The following is a 19,044-nucleotide window of genomic DNA, read 5'->3' as shown; positions in this document are numbered from 1 at the left end:
GAAATGATCGGTCGACTGATATTGGCTTATCCGGAGACGGCGCGACGCTCCGGAGCGTTACTAATGCTCGCGCTCGTCACGATCGCAATCTACGGGTTGGGGATCAGCCCGGCCTGGATCGGACATGTGCTGCCGACGTCATCGGAATGGCTGGCCGCAAATCCTGCGGCGGGGCAACTGCTGAGCGCAAGCATGATCGCACTGATCGCCGCCTTGAACTGGAAGGCGCTGCGACAGCTGCCGCGCCGTCTTCAGGTTGCCGGCGTCTGGGCCGAACTCTTCGCGCTCCTGATGCTGTTCTTCTATTCTTTCGACCTGTCCTTCGCCTTCATAGGCAAGAAGATCGGCTTCCTGATATCCCAAGGGGTGGTCACGACCCTCTACATCTCGGTGATCTCGATCGCCATCGCCACTCTCATCGCGCTTGCCGGCGCCATTGCCAAGCTTTCCAAGAACGGCGTTATCTACGGGCTTGCGACCTTTTACACCTCGCTGTTCCGCGGTCTGCCGCTGCTGATGCAGATCTACATCATCTATCTTGGGCTGCCGCAGGTAGGCTATGTCATCAGCGCGGTGCCGGCGGGAATCCTGGCGCTTTCGCTTTGCTACGGCGCCTATATGACGGAAATCTTCCGGGCGGGCATCGAGAGCATCCCGCGCGGCCAGACTGAAGGGGCGATCGCGCTCGGGCTTAGTCCGAGCCAGACGATGGGCCTGGTGATCCTGCCGCAGGCGATGCGCGTGATCATCCCGCCGACCGGCAACCAGTTCATCGCCATGCTGAAGGACTCCTCTCTCGTGTCGGTCGTAGGTGTCTGGGAGCTGATGTATCTCGCACGCACTCAGGGGCAGACGGAGTTCCGCCATATCGAGATGCTGATCACCGCCTCGATGATCTACTGGATCCTCTCGATCGGGCTGGAATACCTGCAGTCGCGCGTCGAAGAACGGTTCGGACGCTTCAATGTCCGTTGATGCACATGTTGTCCCCGACGTGGCCGGCGTGCGTCGCAATCTCCGCGCCGCCGGACTCGGTCTGGCGGCATTCGCCGTCTTCTCGGGCGCCGACGCGCTGGTCAAGCTCCTGACCGAGCGGTTGGCCGTTCCGCAAGTCACCTTCCTGGTGACGCTTGCCGCGTTGATGTTGCTCTGCGCCCATGCTGGCCTCACCGGTGCTGGCGGGTCGCTGCTGCCGCGCTATCCCGGACTTGCGGTGCTCAGGGCTTTGCTGATCGCTATCGATACCTTGCTCATCTACTACGCTTTTTCACTGCTGCCTCTGTCGGAGGCCTACCTGCTCGCATTTCTGACCCCGATCCTGGTAGCGGTTCTGGCCTTCGTTCTGCTCCGTGAGCGCCTTTCGCCGCTCGCCTGGGGCGGGGTCGTCCTCGGCTTTGTCGGCGTGGCGATAGCGCTTCGGCCAGGCATCGCGCCTCTCAATCTCGGCCATGCCGCAGCAGCCGCCTCGGCGCTGGTCTTCGCGCTTTCGCTCCTATTGTTGCGGAAAGCCAAGGCGACGGAATCGGACCATGCGCTTGTATTCTCGTTGCTGATCGTGCTTGCCGTCGTCGCGCTAAGCGTCGCAGTCGCCAGCGGCGATCTGGCGCCCGTTGGGTCCACGGAGATTTTCTTCGCCTCTGCGGCAGGCTTATTCCTCCTTGCCGGGCACCTGTTGCTCGTGCGGGCGTTCCGCATGGGAGACGCTTCGGTAGTCGCACCCTTCCAATATAGCCAAATCATCTGGGGCTGCCTCTATGGGGCACTGTTCTTTGCCGCCCCGGTCGAGTTACACACATTGGCGGGCGCCGCAGTGATCGTGATTTCCGGCTGGCTCGTTCTGAAATGAAAGGCCCGAGAGAATATGCCCAGACCGATCGGCTTGGCATCCGCCGAGATCGCCATCAGCGGTGTGCACAAGTGGTACGGCCACTATCAAGCGTGGACTTTTTGATGCCCGTGCGGCCTCAGAATGGATCCTGCGGGAAGCCGCCCACATGCGTGCAAGTGCGCGCTGCGCAATCGCGTCCGGCTTCCAGGCGTTCCCGCAATGGCCGGGCTTCGAGATGTGCGATGATGAATCCGGCGATGAAGCTGTCACCGGCCCCGGTGGTATCGACCACATCCACCGAGCGAATGCCGGCTGACGCGTGCTCGAGGCCATTGCTGGCGCAGGATCCGCGGACCCCCCGTGTGACGACGGCGAGCTCCGCCCCACGCGACAGAAGATCGATGATCAGCCGATCGGCCGCGAACTCGTCCTCACCGGCGGAGCCGAAGGCGATCGACAGACCGTCGACGCCAAGGCTGCCTGCCTCGGCATTGACCGAGACATCCTGAGAGACGCTGACGCCGGCAGCAACGAGGGCCTGGCGCAATGCGCCGCCGTCATCGAGCCATCCGATGTGCACGTGATCCATCGTCTTCAGGACCTTGAGGTCGCCGGCTTCCGCTCGGTAGCCGGCGCAGGCTCCGAAGTCCTCATGGACAAAGACCCTCTCTCCCTCCGCGGTTACGTCGATTTCCGTGTAGGCTGTGTTGATCGGGCGCTCGTTGAGGTAACGCACGTCAACCCGGTATTGCTCAAGGGACTGGCGGACTTTGGTGCCGTCACCGTCGCGGCCAACTGCCCCGAAATAGAAAGATTGGTGTCCCATGAGCGCGAGCTGCACGGCGACGTTAACCGCGTTACCGCCGACATAGGACCGAGCCAGCGGCGGGCGGAAGCGGTCGATGCAATTGTCGCCCACGGTGGCGATCCGAAAGAATGTCATCACGTTCCCGTCAACTTATGTGGCAAAGTCGCGGATGCCTCTACATCCGCGACTTGTCGGAAATTCGAACGAGGCGCTAATAGGCGACGCGCTTGTAATAGCGGCGCGTTGCCAATGGATGATTGCGGATCACTTCCAAATGGGCGCTGATGCGTTCCAAAACGGTTGCAAGGACGATCGGCGATACGAGGCCGCGCACCTCAGGCGAAATTCCGGGCAGCGGAAAATCGGCCGTGTCCAGCACCGCAAGTTTGTCCGTATAGGACGAGGCGAAATTCTGCACGCGGTCCGCAAGCGGGCGCAGCTGATCCTCGCCTTTGAAGAGGATGATGCTGACGTCTTTTTCGATCAGCTCCAGCGTGCCGTGGAAGAAATCGGAGGCATGGACGGGACGGGTGCGAATCCATTGCATTTCTTCCAAGATGCACATGCCGTAGTAAAAAGCCTCGGGCCAGACGTTACCCGCGCCGGTGATGATGTGATAGTGCGAACCGGCGAGAATCCTCGCGAATGCTTCCGCCTTCTGCTCATAGCTGTGCTTGACGGCGAGAAGGAGCTGGGGCAAGCCCTCGAGCTCGCCGATGATCTGCTCGTAGTTGGCGATTTCGCTTCGGTGGCGCATGATCGATAGCGCAATGAAAAGCGACTGGAGATAGAAGGATTCGCAAGAGGTGTCGTCCTCGGCGAAGTTGATGAAAACGTGGTCGCCGCCTTTCCCGAGCGGGGTTTCTTCGTGTCCGACCAGCGTCAGAACGGTGGCGCCGATCTCCTTCACCTTCGCAAGAAGTGCGACGCTCTCCTTGGTGGTGCCGGAGAGCGAGGGGATGACGACGATCGATTTCTTCGTCAGGTTCGCCGAGCCGGTGATGACGATTTCCGCCGGCATGTCGATAAAGGTGGGAAAGCCCGATAGCCGTTGAAGCAGTTGGGCTGCCGGCTGCATGAGGATCGCTGCGCCGCCAGTGCCAAGAAAGAAGATGTTTTCTGCGCCATCGGCGAGGCAAGCCGCGATGACGTCATCCAACCGATGGCGCAGCGCAACGGCACCCGATTGAATGCGGAGGAATCTCTGTTCGTCAAAATTCAGCATGTTTCACTTCCATAGTTGAGCCGCAACCGCCGCCTTGGCAATGTTGTAAGACAACTGACAACAATGCGGCCCCTCCTGTCAAGCCGGCGATCTTTCCGAATCCGCATGAGATAATGCTTACAAGCCGGCAAGTCAGGAGCTATTGTGCCACGGGCTGCCGCCCACTTGACCTGGCGGTATTTGTCAGACAAGAAGCCCGAACGCTTGGTTTATGGAGTGATGGAAAATTGGACGAGCCCCTTCGCGACACGCGCACTCTGGTCATCCAGCTTCGCGACCGCATCGCCGACCTGATTCGTGGCGAGGGGCTCAATCCGGGCGACAAGCTGCCGACTGAGGCGCAACTGACGCAGCGTTTCAGGATTTCCCGCCCCGCCTTGCGCGAAGCGCTGAAGCTGCTCGAGCAGGATGGCGTCATCTATGTGGAGCACGGCCGGGGCCGGTTCGTATCTGCCATGTCGGCGGTTCACGTGGATAGGCCGCTTACAGTGTTCGAGAGCGTGACGGATATGGCCCGACACTACGGCTATTCGACCGTCAACAAGGTCTTGTCGATTGCAGAGGACGCACCGGACACGATTGTGGCCGAGCAACTGAAACTTAAGCCGGGAGAACGCATTGTCCGGCTGGAGCGACTACGGCTGAACAAGGACGAGCCGATCCTCTATTGTGTCGACTACATGCCCCGCAGCGTCATTCCTGCGCGCCTTTATGACATCGACTGGGGCGGCTCGCTGCTGGATCTGCTTGAAGAATTCAAGAATCGGCCCCGAATGTCCGCCGCGACCGTGTCCGCCGTAATGCTGCCGGATGACGTGGTTCAGCGCAATGATCTCAGCGACTTCGGCCCTGCACTGCTCATCCGCGAGACCTGCTTCAATGCGGCAGGCCAGCCGGTAGTCTACGCCCTCGACTATCACCGCGGCAGCCATTTCTCCTTCAGCCTGGTGCGCAAGTAGTCCGCCGCCCGTTGATCCGAGCGACAGCGGGAAGTATTTCTCCTGTCGACAAGGAGATTACGGATGAGCGACAGCGACACCAGCAATTCGATGCCAGAACGCAAGCGCGGTTCCGGCGTGAAGGTGGTTTACGATCTGCTGCGCGACGAAATCCTCGACCTCGTACTGCCGCCCGGCAGCCCGATCGACGAGGTACAACTCGCCGAGCGTTTCAAGATGTCGCGCACGCCGATCCGCGAGGCGCTCGTGCGGCTCGCGGGGGAGGGGCTGATCGATACACTGCCCAACCGCTCGACCATGGTCGCGAACATTAATTTCCTGAACCTGCACACGTTCTTCGATGCACTGGTGCTGATGTATCGCGTTACGACGCGGCTCGCCGCCCAGCACCACCGCCCGGAGGACCTGGAGGTGATCCGGGCGCGCCAGGCCGAGTTCGCCGCCGCAGTCAGGGCACAGGACGCGCTGGCGATGATCGCCACCAATGCTGCTTTCCACTCGGCGATCGCCGAGGCCGGCCGCAACCCCTATTTCACCGGTCTCTTCAATAGGCTTCTCGATGAGGGGCGGCGCATCCTGCGGCTTTACTACCAGTCCTACGACGATCGCCTCCCGCAGCGCTTTGTCGACGAGCATGAGGAGATGATCGCCGTGATTGCGGCCCGGGACGCGGAGGCTGCCGACCGATTGGCCCGTGCCCATGCGGAGCAGATCGTCGCGCAGATCCAGAAGCTTTTTGCCCGCACCGGTCGGCTGGATCTCGCGCTTTAAGGCGATTTTTGTCGACAAATAAAATACAAGTGGTATTTGTTCTCGACGCATAGACCGGCCCGGTCGCCGCATGGTGTCACTGCGAGACCGCGGGCCAATGAGGAGTTGGAGATGAAGGCTACGATTTTCTCAGGTGTAATCCCCGCGCTGATGACCCCGTGCAAGGAGGACCGCAGCCCGGATTTCGATGCACTTGTCCGCAAGGGGAAGGAGTTGATCGCCGAGGGAATGTCGGCCGTCGTCTATTGCGGCTCCATGGGCGATTGGCCGCTTCTGACCGACGCTCAGCGCATGGAAGGCGTGGAGCGTCTGGTGAAGGCGGGCGTGCCGGTGATCGTCGGCACGGGGGCAATCAACAGCGCCTCGGCCGTCGCACACGCCGCGCACGCGCAGAAGGTCGGTGCTCAAGGGCTGATGGTCATTCCGCGGGTGCTCTCGCGCGGTCCCTCGCTCGTTGCCCAGAGGGCGCATTTCAAGGCGATTCTCTCGGCCGCCCCGGAGCTTCCGGCAGTAATCTACAACAGCCCCTATTACGGCTTCGCCACGCGCGCCGACCTGTTCTTCGCACTGCGCGCGGAGCATCCGAACCTGGTGGGGTTCAAGGAATTCGGCGGTCCTGCCGACCTGCGCTATGCCGCTGAGCACATCACTAGCCGTGACGACGACGTTTCGCTGATGATCGGCGTCGATACCGCCGTCTTCCACGGCTTCGTGAACTGCGGGGCGACCGGAGCCATTACCGGCATCGGCAACGTGCTGCCGAAGGAGGTCATTCACCTTTGTAATCTGTGCCGGGCCGCCGCCCGCGGCGATGTGGAAGCGCGGCAGCGTGCCCAGGAACTGGAGCAGGCGCTCGCTGTGCTCTCGTCTTTCGATGAAGGCCCAGACCTTGTTCTCTATTTCAAGCACATGATGGTGCTGAAGGGGGACGAGGAATACAGGCTGCATTTCAACGAAACCGACACACTCACCGAAAGCCAACGCGGCTATGTCGAGGCCCAATTCAAGCTCTTCAACGCCTGGTATGCCGAATGGAGCAGGCTTCCCGGCGCCGTTTAGAGTTATAAGCCCTGATCCGGTCGTGGAGCGGGAGGACCTGCGTTGAAGCAATCGATCCTGTCGGCGACAGCGAGATGCCGTCGGTCTCGCCGGCATCCGGTGGACGAGCGATGACGGCCGAACCCGACGTCATCGTTATCGGCGCAGGGGTCATAGGGCTCTCCGCCGCAATCGCTGCGCAGGCCCGCGGCCTGTCAGTCGTGGTGCTCGATCGCGAGGGGCCTGCCGCCGGGGCCTCTGCTGGCAATGCCGGGGCTTTTGCCTTCACCGACATCCTGCCGCTCGCATCGCCCGGCATCCTCCGGAAGGCGCCGAAATGGCTCATCGACCCGCTCGGGCCGCTGACGGTGGCGCCCGCCTATGCCCTAAAGATAGCGCCGTGGATGTTCCGCTTCTGGCGCGCCTGCGCGCCGAGCCGCGTCGCGCATTCCGTCGCCGCGCAGACGGCCTTGATGGATCTTTCGAAGGCCGAGCTGGAGCCCTTTCTGGAGCGCACCGGCACGAAGCCCATGATGCGCAAGGACGGAAACCTTCAGGTTTATGAGGGTGAGGCGGAATTCAAGACCTCGCTTGCCGGCTGGCGCGCGCGGGAGGAGCACGGGATCGAATTCCGTCACCTCGAAGCTGCCGGCATTGCCGAAATCCAGCCGGGGCTTGCGCCGCGCTTCACTCATGGCACCTTCACGCCCGGCTGGTATTCCATTGCCGACCCGAAGCTCTATACGCTGGCACTGGCGGATCACTTTCGCGCCAAGGGCGGGACGATCGAGCGGGCGGAGGTAACTGCGCTTAAGCCGATCGAGCCTGGGGTTGCGGTCTATTCCGCAGACGGCAGGATGCAGCGGGCGGGGCAGGTTGTGCTTGCCGCAGGCGCCTTCTCGCACCGGATAGCGCGGACCATCGGCGAGCGCATCCCGCTTGAAACCGAGCGCGGCTACAACACGACACTACCCTCCGATGCTTTCAATCTGCGCACTCAGATCACGTTCGGTGGCCATGGCTTTGTCGTCACGCGGCTCTCGACCGGAATTCGCGTGGGCGGGGCCGTGGAGCTCGGAGGTTTAGATCTGCCGCCGAACTTCCGCCGCTCGGAGGCGATGCTCCGGAAGGCACAATCATTCCTGCCCGGGCTGAAACCCGAGGGCGGCGTGCAATGGATGGGCTTCCGTCCCTCGCTGCCCGACAGCCTGCCGGCGATCGGCCGTGCCCGTGCCACGCCGCGGGTGATCTATGCTTTCGGTCATGGCCATCTGGGCCTTACGCAATCGGCCGGCACCGCGCGGCTCGTTGGCGATCTTCTCACCGGCAGCGCGCTTGCTATCGACATCGCATCCTTTTCACCGCAAAGATTCTGATAGAGGTTTCGATCATGGCCACCCATACCTTTTCCTGTATCGACGGGCATACCTGCGGAAACCCCGTTCGCCTCGTCTCCGGCGGAGGGCCGCGGCTCGAAGGCGCGAACATGCTGGAAAAGCGTGCGCATTTCCTTAAGGAATTCGATTGGATCCGCACGGGGTTGATGTTCGAGCCACGTGGCCACGACATGATGTCGGGCTCGATCCTCTATCCGCCGACCCGGCCGGACTGCGACGTGGCCGTGCTTTTCATCGAGACCTCCGGCTGCCTGCCGATGTGCGGGCACGGCACCATCGGCACCATCACCATGGCCATCGAGAACGGCCTCATTACGCCGCGCGAGCCCGGGAAATTGTCGATCGACGCACCGGCGGGAAAGGTCGATATCACCTATCGCCAGGAGGGCCGCTTCGTCGAGGAGGTGCGGCTCACCAATGTCCCAAGCTTCCTTTATGCGGAAGGTCTGACGGCCGAGGTCGAGGGCCTTGGCGAGATCGTCGTTGACGTCGCCTATGGCGGCAATTTCTACGCTATCGTCGAGCCTCAGAAGAACTTCCGCGACATGGCCGACCATACGGCGGGCGAACTCGTCGGCTGGAGCCCGAAACTGCGCGCCGCTCTGAACGCCAAATACGAGTTCGTGCACCCGCTGCATCCCGAAATCCGTGGCCTCAGCCATATTCAGTGGACGGGCAAGCCGTCGCGGGAGGGCGCTGATGCGCGCAACGCCGTGTTCTACGGCGAGAAGGCGATCGACCGCTCGCCTTGCGGCACCGGCACCTCGGCTCGGATGGCGCAACTCTGCGCCAAGGGCAAGCTCAAGGTTGGTGCTGAATTCGTGCACGAGTCGATCATCGGTTCCCTGTTCAAGGGGCGGGTAGAGGCAGCAGCGAAGGTCGCGGATCGCGACGCTATCATTCCCTCCATCGCCGGCTGGGCGCGGATGACCGGCTACAACACCATCTTCATCGACGACCGCGACCCCTTCGCCCACGGCTTCGTCGTAAAATGAGCGGCCTGGGACCGGGGCTAAGCGTTCTCGGGGGCTCGGCCGAGGGGCCTGTCGTTGCCACGTGGGAAGCGCTGAGCTTTTGGGGCGGGGTCGATTCGGCCACCGGCCAGGTGATCGACGTTCACCATCCGCTGCATGGGGTTTCGCTTGCCGGCTCCATCCTCATGCTGCCTTCGAGCAGGGGCTCGTGCTCGGGATCGGGCGTGCTGCTGAACCTCGCGCTCTCGGGATGCGCGCCGGCCGCCCTCGTCTTTTCGGAGCCCGAGGACGTGCTGACGCTCGGTGCGCTGGTCGCGTCCGAGATGTTTGGCAAGCGGCTGCCGGTGCTGCGTTTGAGCCCGCAAGCTTTTGCGGCCTTGGCGGGCGCGAAGACGGCTCGGATTGGCGACGGCGCGGTTGAAGCTGACGGGCTCAGCATCCCCTTGATACCGCAGGCGAGGGCTGCGCTCGACCTAACCGCGGTCGACCGCGCCATGCTCGAGGGAGAGGAAGGCGCCGCCGTTCAGCAGGCGATGCGCATCATCTGCGCCATGGCGGTCGAGCAGGGGGCGCGTGGTCTCGTTGATGTGGTGCAGGCCCATATCGACGGTTGCATCTATGCCAGCCCCGCGAACCTCTCCTTTGCCGAGAAAATCGCCGAACTCGGCGCGCGCGTGCGCGTGCCGACGACAATGAACGCCATTTCGGTCGATTACGCCCATTGGCGACGGCAGGGCGTGCCGGCCTCATTTGGCGCCCCGGCGGCGCGGCTCGCCGATGCCTATGTCCGCATGGGTTGCCAACCGACATTCACTTGCTCTCCCTATTTGCTCGATGGCGCACCGAGGCCGGGCGAGGCGATCGCCTGGGCGGAATCCAATGCCGTTATCTTTGCCAATAGCGTGCTCGGCGCGCGGACGGCGAAGCACCCCGACTTCCTCGATCTTTGCATCGCGCTTACCGGACGGGCGCCGCTCACCGGCGTCTATCTCGACGAGCATCGTAACGCCCGGCGTGTCATCGATGTGGAACTGCCGGATCACGTGGACGACGCCTTCTGGCCTCTGACCGGCTATCTCGCCGGCCGCGCGGCTACCGATCGAGTCCCGCTGCTGCGAGGATTAGCGCCCGCCCGCCCGTCGCGCGATGATCTCAAGGCGCTTTGCGCAGCCTTCGGGACCACGTCGGCCGCGCCGATGCTGCATGTCGAGGGCGTCACGCCCGAGGCGGACGGCACACTGGCAGAACATACCGACTATGTGAAGATCACCCGCGCCGACATGGTTGCCGCCTGGTCGCAGTTGAACGATGGTCCGGAGGAGGTGAACCTCGTTGCCATCGGCAGTCCTCACGCCTCGCTGGCGGAATGTCGCGCGCTGGCCGAGGCGTTCGCCGGTCGCAGGCGGGATGCGGACGTCGCGGTGATCGTCACCACCGGGCATCAGGTCATAGCGGAGGCGAGAACGGAGGGAATCCTTCAGCGGCTGGAAGAAAGCGGCGTTCAGGTTCTGCCGGATATCTGCTGGTGTTCGATCTCGGAACCGGTGTTCCCGCCGGGGACCCGCGCAGTGATGACGAACTCGGGAAAATACGCCCATTACGGTCCCGGCCTCTCCGGGCGCGCGGTACGCTTCGGCGGCCTGGTCGATTGCGTCTCGGCCGCCTTGACCGGCCGCGCCGCCGCACGGCTGCCGGATTGGCTCGCCTGAGGGTCTGTCAAGGAGCATAACGATGCGTAGCGTGAAGGCCATTCATGTGATCTCCGCCCATGCCGAAGGAGAGGTCGGCGACGTGATCATTGGCGGCGTAGCAGCCCCGCCGGGCGAGACGATCTGGGAGCAGAGCCGTTGGATCGCCCGCGACCAGAGCTTGCGCAACTTCGTCCTGAACGAGCCGCGCGGCGGGGTTTTCCGCCATGTCAATCTGCTGGTGCCGCCAAAGCACCCGGAGGCCGACGCCGCCTTCATCATCATGGAGCCGGAAGATACGCCGCCGATGTCCGGCTCGAACTCGATCTGCGTCGCGACCGTGCTGCTCGACAGCGGCATCCTGCCGATGAAGGAGCCGGTGACCGAGATCACGCTCGAAGCACCCGGCGGTCTCGTGCGCGTGCGGGCAGAATGCCGCAATGGCAAGGCCGAGCGCATCTTTGTTGAGAATCTGCCCAGCTTTGCGGAGCGGCTTGACGCAAAAGTCGAGGTCGACGGACTAGGCACGCTCACCGTCGACACCGCCTATGGCGGCGACAGTTTCGTGATCGTCGATGCCGCCGCGATGGGCTTCGGGCTCACGCCGGACGAGGCGCACGATATTGCCCGCTTGGGCGTCAGGATCACCAATGCGGCCAATGCGCAACTCGGCTTCCATCATCCCGAAAATGGAGATTGGCGGCATTTCTCCTTCTGCCTCTTCGCCGGTCCCGTGCAGCGGACAGCAGACGGGCTGCGCGCCGGGGCCGCCGTTGCCATCCAACCCGGCAAGGTCGACCGCTCGCCGACGGGCACGGCCCTATCGGCACGGATGGCTGTGCTCAAGGCGCGCGGGGAGATGGAGGCGGGCGAGCAGCTGACGGCGGTCTCGATGATCGGTTCGACCTTCACCGGCCGCATTCTCGGTGCCACGAAGGTCGGCGGTCGCCCCGCGATCCTGCCGGAGATCTCTGGTCGCGCCTGGATAACCGGAATCCACCAGCACCTGCTCGATCCCTCCGATCCCTGGCCGGAAGGCTATCGTCTGACTGATACTTGGGGCGCGCGCTGAGCCGAGCGAGGAGGCTGCTGCCGCGAACGCCGATTGTGCAGCTATTTGAGAAAAGCGAGATGCCCGGCAGCGCGAGGGGGTGAACAAGCGTACCGAAGGAGCAACGCGCCGGCTGCGGACAATTGAAGGAAATGTGAAGCTCGAAAATTGGTCCGGAACTACCAAATGTGGTTAAATACCGGCAAAGGCACGCAATTGTGCCTGGCGAGGCAGGGAGGAACCAAGATGAGCAAAGAACATGCATCATCCCGGCGAGTTTTTCTGAAAACGAGCGGACTTGTCGCAGGTTCGGCTGCCGCCCTTCTGGCGGCACCATGGGTGCGCAAGGCCGGTGCGGCCGATACCATCATCTGGAAGGTACAGACCTCGTGGCCGGCCGGCGTCGGGTTGGAAACATTCCAGAACTGGTGTGGCAGCATCAAGGAGAAGACTGGCGGGCAGCTCGAATTTCAAGCGTTCAAGGCCAAGGACATCGTCGGTGATTTCGAACTATTCGACGGGGTCAAGAACGGCGTCCTGGAGGCGATGAACTCGTTCTCCCTGTACTGGGCCGGCAGGCTGCCGGCGACGGCCTTCCTGAGTTCCTACACGATGGGGCTGCGTTATCCGCACGAGTGGGACATCTTCTTCTATTCGAAGGGCGGCTTGCAGGTGGCGCGCGATGTTTACGCGGCGCAGGGCCTTTATTACGTCGACCGCATCCACCATGGTGCCAACATCATCCATTCGAAGACGCCGATCCGTTCGATCGAGGATTTCAGGGATCTTAAACTGCGCGTTCCGGGCGGCATGATCGCCGAAACCTTCGCGAAAGCCGGAGCGAAGACGACCCTGCTTCCGGGCGGAGAGGTCTTTTCGGCGCTGGAGAAGGGCACCATCGACGCGGCCGACTACACCGGTCCGGCCGTCAATTGGGCGCTCGGCTTCCAGCAGGTGACGAAGTACATCTCGATGGGACCGCCGGGCCTGATGGCGCTGCACCAGCCGGTCGACCTCATGGATTTCGCCGTCAACATGAATGTCTGGAACAACTTGCCCGACAATCTGAAGCGATTCGTCGAGGACGAAATCCAAGTTTATTCCAACATCCATTTCGGCGCGATCCAGAAAGCCGACATGGAAGCCTGGCAGAAATTCACCGATGCAGGCATCGAGATCAATCGGCTCGGCCAGGAGGATGTGGAGCGGTTCCAGGAAATCGCCGTGCCGATCTGGTTCGAATGGGCAAACAAGGACAAGGACGCGGCTCGCATCTTCAAGCTGCAGCTCGAGATGATGGAAAACCCGACCCTCGGTTACGTCACGCCCGACATGTATCAAGGTCTATCGGTCGATCTTTAGACAGCATGATCTGAGGTCCAGCCGACCTCAAAACGCAAGACGTGGTCGATGCTGAAGAATTGAAGCGGAAAGCGGGAAGAAAGTCGCAGGCATTCCCGCGTTCCGCTCCGAGGCTGATCTGACCGCGCTTCGGGGCGGGGGCTTCCGTCACTGTGTAGGGGCGTTTCAATGCCGTCGCTCACGTTTGTCATGCCACATTGGCTTTATTGGGCAAGCCTCGGGGTCTTCCCGCTTGTCGCTGCTTTTCTGGTTTATCGCGAAGGGGTCCGGCGAGAGGCCGGGCGCGCTAATCTGTTTCTCGCTTACCTCTTCCTCATCTCGGCGGGCTTCATCGGCATGCACCGTTTCTATCTGAGGAGCAGCTGGGGGCTTCTGTTCATTCCTTTCTTTCTGGCGGTGCTCTGGACAAGTGCCGACGTGCGAGAGGGTCGCGAAGCACTGTCGCTCGCCCGCTCCGAAGTCCAGAGTGCCGAGCGGATCGTCACGCGCGCAACGGCGGACGTGGCAAGGAACAGGGAGGGGGCGGGCGATCGGCTTGCCGAAGCCAATGCGGCTGCGGAGACGGCACAGGCCAAGATGGCCGCGGCTGTCGCAGGGCTCGGTCGTTCCAACCGCAACGCCCGCATTTCGGGAATTCTGCTCGGCGTGTTGCTTCTTGGCGATGCACTTCTCATGCCCGGGCTCGTCCGGCGGAGACGCGAGCGCGAGACTGCCGCTCCCGCCACCCTCCCTGAACCTCTCATGGAGACCGCCATGCCCAGTTCCCCGGTCAGGGAGCCGCTGCCGCTGCTTCGGCCAATCGACCGGCTGGTGCAGGCCACGGGCGAACTCGTCGCATACTGGTCGGTGCTCGCCGTCTTCGCCTACTATTACGAAGTGGTCGGCCGCTACGTGTTCAATTCGCCGACCAATTGGGTGCACGAGAGCATGTTTCTCATGTTCGGGATGCAATACATGCTAGCCGGCGCGTACGCTTACCGGGACGAGTCCCATGTTCGGGTGGACATCGTCTACAGCCGCCTTTCGGATCGCGGCCGGGCGATCTGCGACGTCATCACCTCGGTCTTTTTCTTTCTGTTTGTGGGCACCATGCTCGTAACCGGTTGGCGTTTCGCAAACGACGCGATTGCGGTCGGCGAGCGATCCTTCACCGAATGGGGCATTCAATATTGGCCGGTCAAGCTTGCCATCCCGCTCGGCGCGGCACTGCTTCTGCTGCAGGGGTTCTCGCGCCTCGCGCGCGATATCGCCACGCTCGTGGCGGGAAGGGCGGCCGCCAATGGGATTTGATCTTCCGATCGAGTGGCTAAGCCTATTGATGTTTGGCGGTCTTGGCGTGCTTCTGCTGCTCGGACTCCCGATGGCTTTCTGCACCGGCAGCCTGGCCGTGCTCTTCCTCTGGCTGTTCGGCAATGCGGCAATGCTCAACATGCTGCCGTCGCGCGTGTTTCCGTTCATGACGGACTACCAGCTTTCCGCCGTGCCGCTCTTCATCTTCATGGCGGCGATCCTTGAGAAGGCCGGTATCATCGAGGAACTGTTCGAGGTCATCTACAAATGGCTGGGCGGGCTGAAGGGCGGGCTTGCCTCGGCGACGGTCATCTCATGCACGCTGCTTGCCGCCATGGTCGGCGTCGTCGGGGCAACCGAGGTGACGATGGGCATGATCGCGCTGCCAGCGATGCTGCGTCGAAACTACGATCCGAAACTCGCCTGCGGTGCGTTGCTCGCCGGCGGCACGCTCGGCATTCTCATCCCGCCCTCGGTCATGGCGATCGTCTATGCCGTCGTCGCCCAGCAATCGCTGGGAGAATTGCTGATCGGGTCGGTCTTTCCGGGTTTGCTGCTGTCGGGCATGTATGTCGCCTATGTGACACTACGGTGTTACATCAATCCGGCGCTGGGCCCGCCCGTGCCTCCGGGCGAGCGCGTCGGTTTCGTGGAGAAGCTCCGCCTGCTTCGGGGCATGGTCATGCCGATCCTGCTCATCATCACCGTGCTTGGCGTCATTTTCTTGGGCATCGCTACGCCGGTCGAGGCTGCCGGCATCGGCACGTTCGGGGCCTTTGTCGTCTGCGCGACGCACCGCCGGCTCACCTGGAATACGATCCGCGACGCGGGGATCGCCACGCTCAAGGCGACCGCAATGGTCATGTGGATCTTCTTCGGTGCCACGATGTTCGTTGGCTTCTTTATCCTCAAGGGCGGGCAAACCTTCGTCACCGACACGATTCTCGGCACCGGCCTGCCGCCTTACGGCGTGCTGGTGCTGATGATGGCCATTCTCTTCGTACTCGGCATGTTCCTCGACTGGGTCGGCATCCTGCTGCTGACGGTGCCGATTTTCCTGCCGATCCTGAGATCGCTACAGTTCGATGGCCTTTTCGGTCTCCCGGGGATCGACCCCGCGGATGTGCCGCTCTGGTACGGCGTCATATTCATGGTCAATATGCAGATGGCTTTCCTCAGTCCGCCGTTCGGCTATTCGCTGTTTTACCTCAAGAGCGTCGCGCCGCCGCAGATTTCAATGGCTACGATCTTCCGGGCAGCGGTGCCCTTCATTGTTCTGCAGGCGATCGGCGTCACCCTCTGTATCGCGTTTCCCTCAATCATCCTTTGGCTGCCGAAGGTCGTTTACGGAGGTGTCTGATGGATGCCGTCAGCGCTCGCCCTCTGTAAAGAACGAGCCGTGGCTCTCGCGGATGCGGCCGATGATCGACTTGATGCGCGACAGGTGGACGCGCATCGCGTCGGCCGCCTTGGCGCCATCGTGCTCGCGCAGCGCTGCCATGATCACCTTGTGGTCGTCGAAGGCGCTCTGCGCGCCGAAGGAAAGGCTGAGATAGCGCACGCGGTCCATGTGCGCCTTGCTGTCCCGGATCAAGGCCCAGGCGAATTCATGGCCTGACAATTCGCAGATCAGCTTATGGAAGCTGTCGTCCAGCGCATGAAACAGCACCTTGTCTTCAGCGGCAATGGCTTTCTCCTGTTCAACGAGCAATGCGTCAAGCCGGTCGAGCTGCGCCTCCGTCAGGCAATCGGCTGCCGCGCGTACGGTTTCCATCTCGAGCGCCGTCCTGATGAAGCGGGCCTGCATGACCTCCTTCTCGGAGATATGCGTGACGACCGTTGCCCGCTGGGGCCGGATCAGCAGAAATCCGAGCTGCGAGAGGCGGTAAAAGGCATCCCGCACCGGTTGGCGTGAAACGCCGAGTATTTTGGCGACCTCCACCTCCGAAAGCTTGGTACCGGGCGGCAGGTCCAGCTCGACCACCTGGTGATAAAGGTGCTCGAAGACCTGCTCCGTCACCGATGGAGCGCGGCTCAGTTCAACTGCCCGGATCTGAACCTGGTCGGCCATGTAACCTCTCCATTGACTCGTTCTGCATACTAACATATTAGATGACTAGCCGAATGCAATATGTCGTCGCCGGATCGTAGCCGGCAAGTGGTTGGGAGGCCATCGCATTGCTGGATGAAGATAGGCTCTTTCCACTCGAATCACGCGCTCGCGACATCGCTCGCACGCTCTACGCCACGGTTCGCAGCCTCCCGATCGTCAGCCCGCACGGTCATACCGATCCGAGATGGTACGCGGAAAACGAACCGTTCCCCGATCCGGCTCAACTCTTCGTCACTCCAGATCACTATGTCTTCCGCATGCTCTGCTCGCAGGGGATCGCGCTGACGGATCTCGGCGTTCCTCGCGTCGATGGCGAGTCGACGGAGCAAGATGGCCGCAGGATCTGGCGCCTGTTTGCCGAGAACTATCATCTCTTCCGAGGCACGCCGTGCCGGCTATGGCTCGACCATTCCTTCGAAGCCGTGTTCGGCCTCAAGGAGCGGCTTTCGGCGAAGACGGCCGACTATTACTACGACCACATTTCGGATTGCCTCGCGCGGCCGGAGTTCAGGCCGCGCGCCCTGTACGATCGCTTCAACATCGAGGTGATCGCCACCACCGAAAGCCCACTGGACGATCTTCGCTGGCACGAGATGATCCGCCAGTCGGGCTGGGGCGGGCGCGTCGTGACAGCCTATCGGCCGGACAGCGTCGTCGACCCGGAATTCGGAAATTTCCGCGGGAATGTCGAGCGCTTCGGCGAACTCGCCGGAACGGACGCGACCACCTGGAAGGGCTACCTCGAGGCTCACCGGACCCGGCGCGCCTTCTTCAAGTGCTACGGTGCTACGAGCTCCGACCACGGTCACGCGACGGCGCGCACCGAAAATCTGAGCCAGGCTGAAGCGGCAGCCTTGTTTGCCAAGGCGCTTGCGGGCCGCATGAGCCCGGAGGAGGCCGATGCCTTCCGGGGCCATATGTTGACCGAAATGGCGCGCATGAGCCTGGAAGACGGCCTCGTGCTGCAGATCCATCCCGGTTCATGGCGGAACCACTCCGCCGAGGTGATGGGCCGACACGGGCGCGACAAGGGCTTCGACATCCCGACCCGGACGGACTATGTCCGGGCGCTGAAGCCGCTGCTCGACGCCGTCGGAATGCGGCCGGAGCTGACGGTCATCGTCTTCACGCTCGACGAGACCAGCTATGCGCGCGAACTCGCGCCGCTCGCGGGCGCCTATCCGGCGCTGAAGCTCGGGCCGGCCTGGTGGTTCTTCGACAGCGCCGAAGGCATGCGCCGTTATCGGGAACTCACGACCGAAACCGCCGGGTTCTACAACACGGTCGGCTTCAATGACGATACCCGCGCCTTCTGCTCGATTCCGGCGAGACACGACGTCGCCCGCCGAATCGATTGCGCCTATCTCGCAACCCTCGTCGCCGATGGTCGGCTCGACGAGGACGAGGCCGGCGAGGTCGCCATAGATCTCGCCTATCGGCTTGCGAAGCAAGCATACCGGCTGTGAGGACAGCCCATTTCAAAGGGAGGAATTGAAATGACATTTCTGAAGAAAATGAGCCTGGCACTGCTCGCGTCCGCGGCAGTAGCTCTTGCATCGGTCTCGGCCGAGGCGGCGGACCGGGTCCTGCGCTCGTCCGATACGCATCCGGACGGCTATCCGACCGTCGAAGCGGTCAAGCACATGGGCAAATTGCTAGAGGAGAAGACAGGCGGCCGTCTTGGCATCGAAGTCTTCCATTCCGCCCAGCTCGGTGAGGAGAAGGACACGATCGAGCAGACCCAGTTCGGGGTCATCGACATGAACCGCGTCTCGCTCGGGCCGTTCAACAACATCATCGAGGAAACCCAGGTTGCCTCGTTGCCTTACATCTTCCGTTCGGTCGAGCACATGCACAAGGTGATGGACGGGCCGATCGGGCAGGAAATCCTCGCAGCTTTCGAAGCGCATGATCTGGTGGGTCTCGCCTTTTACGACGGCGGTTCGCGCAGCTTCTACAATTCGCAGAAGCCGATCAAATCCGTCGAAGACCTCAAGGGCATGAAGTTCCGCGTCATGCAGTCGGACATGTTCGTCGACATGGTCGGGGCGCTGGGCGCCAACGCTACGCCGATGCCCTATGGCGAGGTATATTCGTCGATCCAGACGGGCGTCATCGACGGCGCGGAAAACAACTGGCCGTCCTATGACAGCTCGGGCCATTTCGAGGTCGCCAAGCACTACACGCTGGACCAGCACCTGATCGTGCCGGAAGTGCTCGTCATGTCCAAGAAAACCTGGGACAGCCTGTCGCCGGAAGACCAGGCAGCAGTCCGAGAGGCGGCCAAGGCCTCCGTTCCCTATATGCGCGATCTCTGGGCCCAGCAGGAGAAGAAGTCGGAGGAGAAGATCCGCGCTGCCGGTGTCGAGGTCGTCTCCGACATCGACAAGGGGCCGTTCATCGAGGCGATGAAGCCGGTCTACGACAAATACGTGAAGTCCGAGAAGCTCAAGGACCTGGTGAAGCGCATCCAGGCAACGCAGTGAACTGAGATCGGATAATTGATCGCCTCCCTCTATCCTTTCTAGGCCGGATATTGC

At 62.3% G+C, this 19,044-nt stretch carries 17 protein-coding genes; 14 read left to right on the top strand and 3 right to left on the bottom strand.

Annotation, left to right across the window (positions count from 1 at the left end):
• The first annotated feature begins 3 nt into the window (after positions 1–3).
• Positions 4–975, top strand: coding sequence for an amino acid ABC transporter permease (locus J2Z31_RS00685; RefSeq protein ID WP_209599956.1), 972 nt, complete (start codon positions 4–6; stop codon positions 973–975).
• The gene (locus J2Z31_RS00680; RefSeq protein ID WP_209599955.1) at positions 965–1,846 is read left to right on the top strand and encodes a DMT family transporter; all 882 of its coding nucleotides are present in this window, start codon (positions 965–967) and stop codon (positions 1,844–1,846) included. The genes J2Z31_RS00685 and J2Z31_RS00680 overlap by 11 nt, the downstream gene beginning before the upstream one ends.
• Before the next feature lie 118 nt (positions 1,847–1,964).
• Here J2Z31_RS00680 and J2Z31_RS00675 read toward each other — a convergent pair whose 3' ends face one another.
• A complete protein-coding gene (locus J2Z31_RS00675; RefSeq protein WP_209599954.1) occupies positions 1,965–2,771 on the bottom strand; it encodes a PfkB family carbohydrate kinase in 807 nt (268 codons plus the stop codon).
• 76 nt (positions 2,772–2,847) lie between these two features.
• A complete protein-coding gene (locus tag J2Z31_RS00670; RefSeq protein WP_209599953.1) occupies positions 2,848–3,861 on the bottom strand; it encodes an SIS domain-containing protein in 1,014 nt (337 codons plus the stop codon).
• A 227-nt stretch (positions 3,862–4,088) separates the two neighbouring features.
• Between J2Z31_RS00670 and J2Z31_RS00665 the strand changes: the two genes are divergently transcribed.
• The 10 genes from J2Z31_RS00665 (at position 4,089) to J2Z31_RS00620 (ending at position 15,751) form a co-directional block, all read left to right on the top strand.
• Positions 4,089–4,820: a GntR family transcriptional regulator gene (locus J2Z31_RS00665; protein ID WP_209599952.1), complete on the top strand. Its 732-nt coding sequence runs from the start codon at positions 4,089–4,091 to the stop codon at positions 4,818–4,820.
• Between the two features lie 63 nt (positions 4,821–4,883).
• Entirely contained in the window at positions 4,884–5,591 is a 708-nt protein-coding gene (locus J2Z31_RS00660; RefSeq protein ID WP_209599951.1) for a GntR family transcriptional regulator, read from the top strand.
• 111 nt (positions 5,592–5,702) lie between these two features.
• Positions 5,703–6,650, top strand: coding sequence for a dihydrodipicolinate synthase family protein (locus tag J2Z31_RS00655; RefSeq protein WP_209599950.1), 948 nt, complete (start codon positions 5,703–5,705; stop codon positions 6,648–6,650).
• A gap of 110 nt (positions 6,651–6,760) precedes the next feature.
• A complete protein-coding gene (locus tag J2Z31_RS00650) occupies positions 6,761–8,005 on the top strand; it encodes an NAD(P)/FAD-dependent oxidoreductase (RefSeq protein WP_209599949.1) in 1,245 nt (414 codons plus the stop codon).
• A gap of 14 nt (positions 8,006–8,019) precedes the next feature.
• Positions 8,020–9,021 carry a 4-hydroxyproline epimerase gene (locus tag J2Z31_RS00645; protein WP_209599948.1) on the top strand — a complete coding sequence of 334 codons (1,002 nt, stop codon included), beginning with the start codon at positions 8,020–8,022 and terminating at the stop codon, positions 9,019–9,021.
• On the top strand, positions 9,018–10,709 hold the full coding sequence (lhpI, locus tag J2Z31_RS00640) for a cis-3-hydroxy-L-proline dehydratase (RefSeq protein ID WP_209599947.1): 1,692 nt from the start codon (positions 9,018–9,020) through the stop codon (positions 10,707–10,709). Before J2Z31_RS00645 ends, lhpI begins: the two co-directional genes overlap by 4 nt.
• A 22-nt stretch (positions 10,710–10,731) precedes the next feature.
• Positions 10,732–11,760, top strand: coding sequence for a trans-3-hydroxy-L-proline dehydratase (locus J2Z31_RS00635; protein WP_209599946.1), 1,029 nt, complete (start codon positions 10,732–10,734; stop codon positions 11,758–11,760).
• 225 nt (positions 11,761–11,985) lie between these two features.
• Complete coding sequence (gene dctP, locus J2Z31_RS00630) at positions 11,986–13,101, top strand: TRAP transporter substrate-binding protein DctP (protein WP_209599945.1); 1,116 nt, start codon at positions 11,986–11,988, stop codon at positions 13,099–13,101.
• Between the two features lie 168 nt (positions 13,102–13,269).
• A complete protein-coding gene (locus tag J2Z31_RS00625) occupies positions 13,270–14,391 on the top strand; it encodes a TRAP transporter small permease subunit (RefSeq protein WP_209599944.1) in 1,122 nt (373 codons plus the stop codon).
• The gene (locus J2Z31_RS00620) at positions 14,381–15,751 is read left to right on the top strand and encodes a TRAP transporter large permease (RefSeq protein ID WP_209599943.1); all 1,371 of its coding nucleotides are present in this window, start codon (positions 14,381–14,383) and stop codon (positions 15,749–15,751) included. Before J2Z31_RS00625 ends, J2Z31_RS00620 begins: the two co-directional genes overlap by 11 nt.
• Positions 15,752–15,760: 9 nt before the next feature.
• On the opposite strand, the gene J2Z31_RS00615 is transcribed toward J2Z31_RS00620, so the two are convergent.
• On the bottom strand, positions 15,761–16,462 hold the full coding sequence (locus tag J2Z31_RS00615) for a GntR family transcriptional regulator (protein ID WP_209599942.1): 702 nt from the start codon (positions 16,460–16,462) through the stop codon (positions 15,761–15,763).
• Positions 16,463–16,563: 101 nt separating this feature from the next.
• On the opposite strand from J2Z31_RS00615, the gene uxaC reads away from it, so the two are divergent.
• A complete protein-coding gene (gene uxaC, locus J2Z31_RS00610) occupies positions 16,564–17,970 on the top strand; it encodes a glucuronate isomerase (RefSeq protein WP_328243209.1) in 1,407 nt (468 codons plus the stop codon).
• Positions 17,971–18,000: 30 nt separating this feature from the next.
• Positions 18,001–18,990: a TRAP transporter substrate-binding protein gene (locus tag J2Z31_RS00605; protein WP_209599940.1), complete on the top strand. Its 990-nt coding sequence runs from the start codon at positions 18,001–18,003 to the stop codon at positions 18,988–18,990.
• The last annotated feature ends 54 nt before the right edge of the window (positions 18,991–19,044 follow it).

It is taken from the genome of Sinorhizobium kostiense, from assembly GCF_017874595.1.
Lineage (GTDB): Bacteria > Pseudomonadota > Alphaproteobacteria > Rhizobiales > Rhizobiaceae > Sinorhizobium > Sinorhizobium kostiense.
This window is presented reverse-complemented; position numbering and strand designations above follow the sequence as displayed.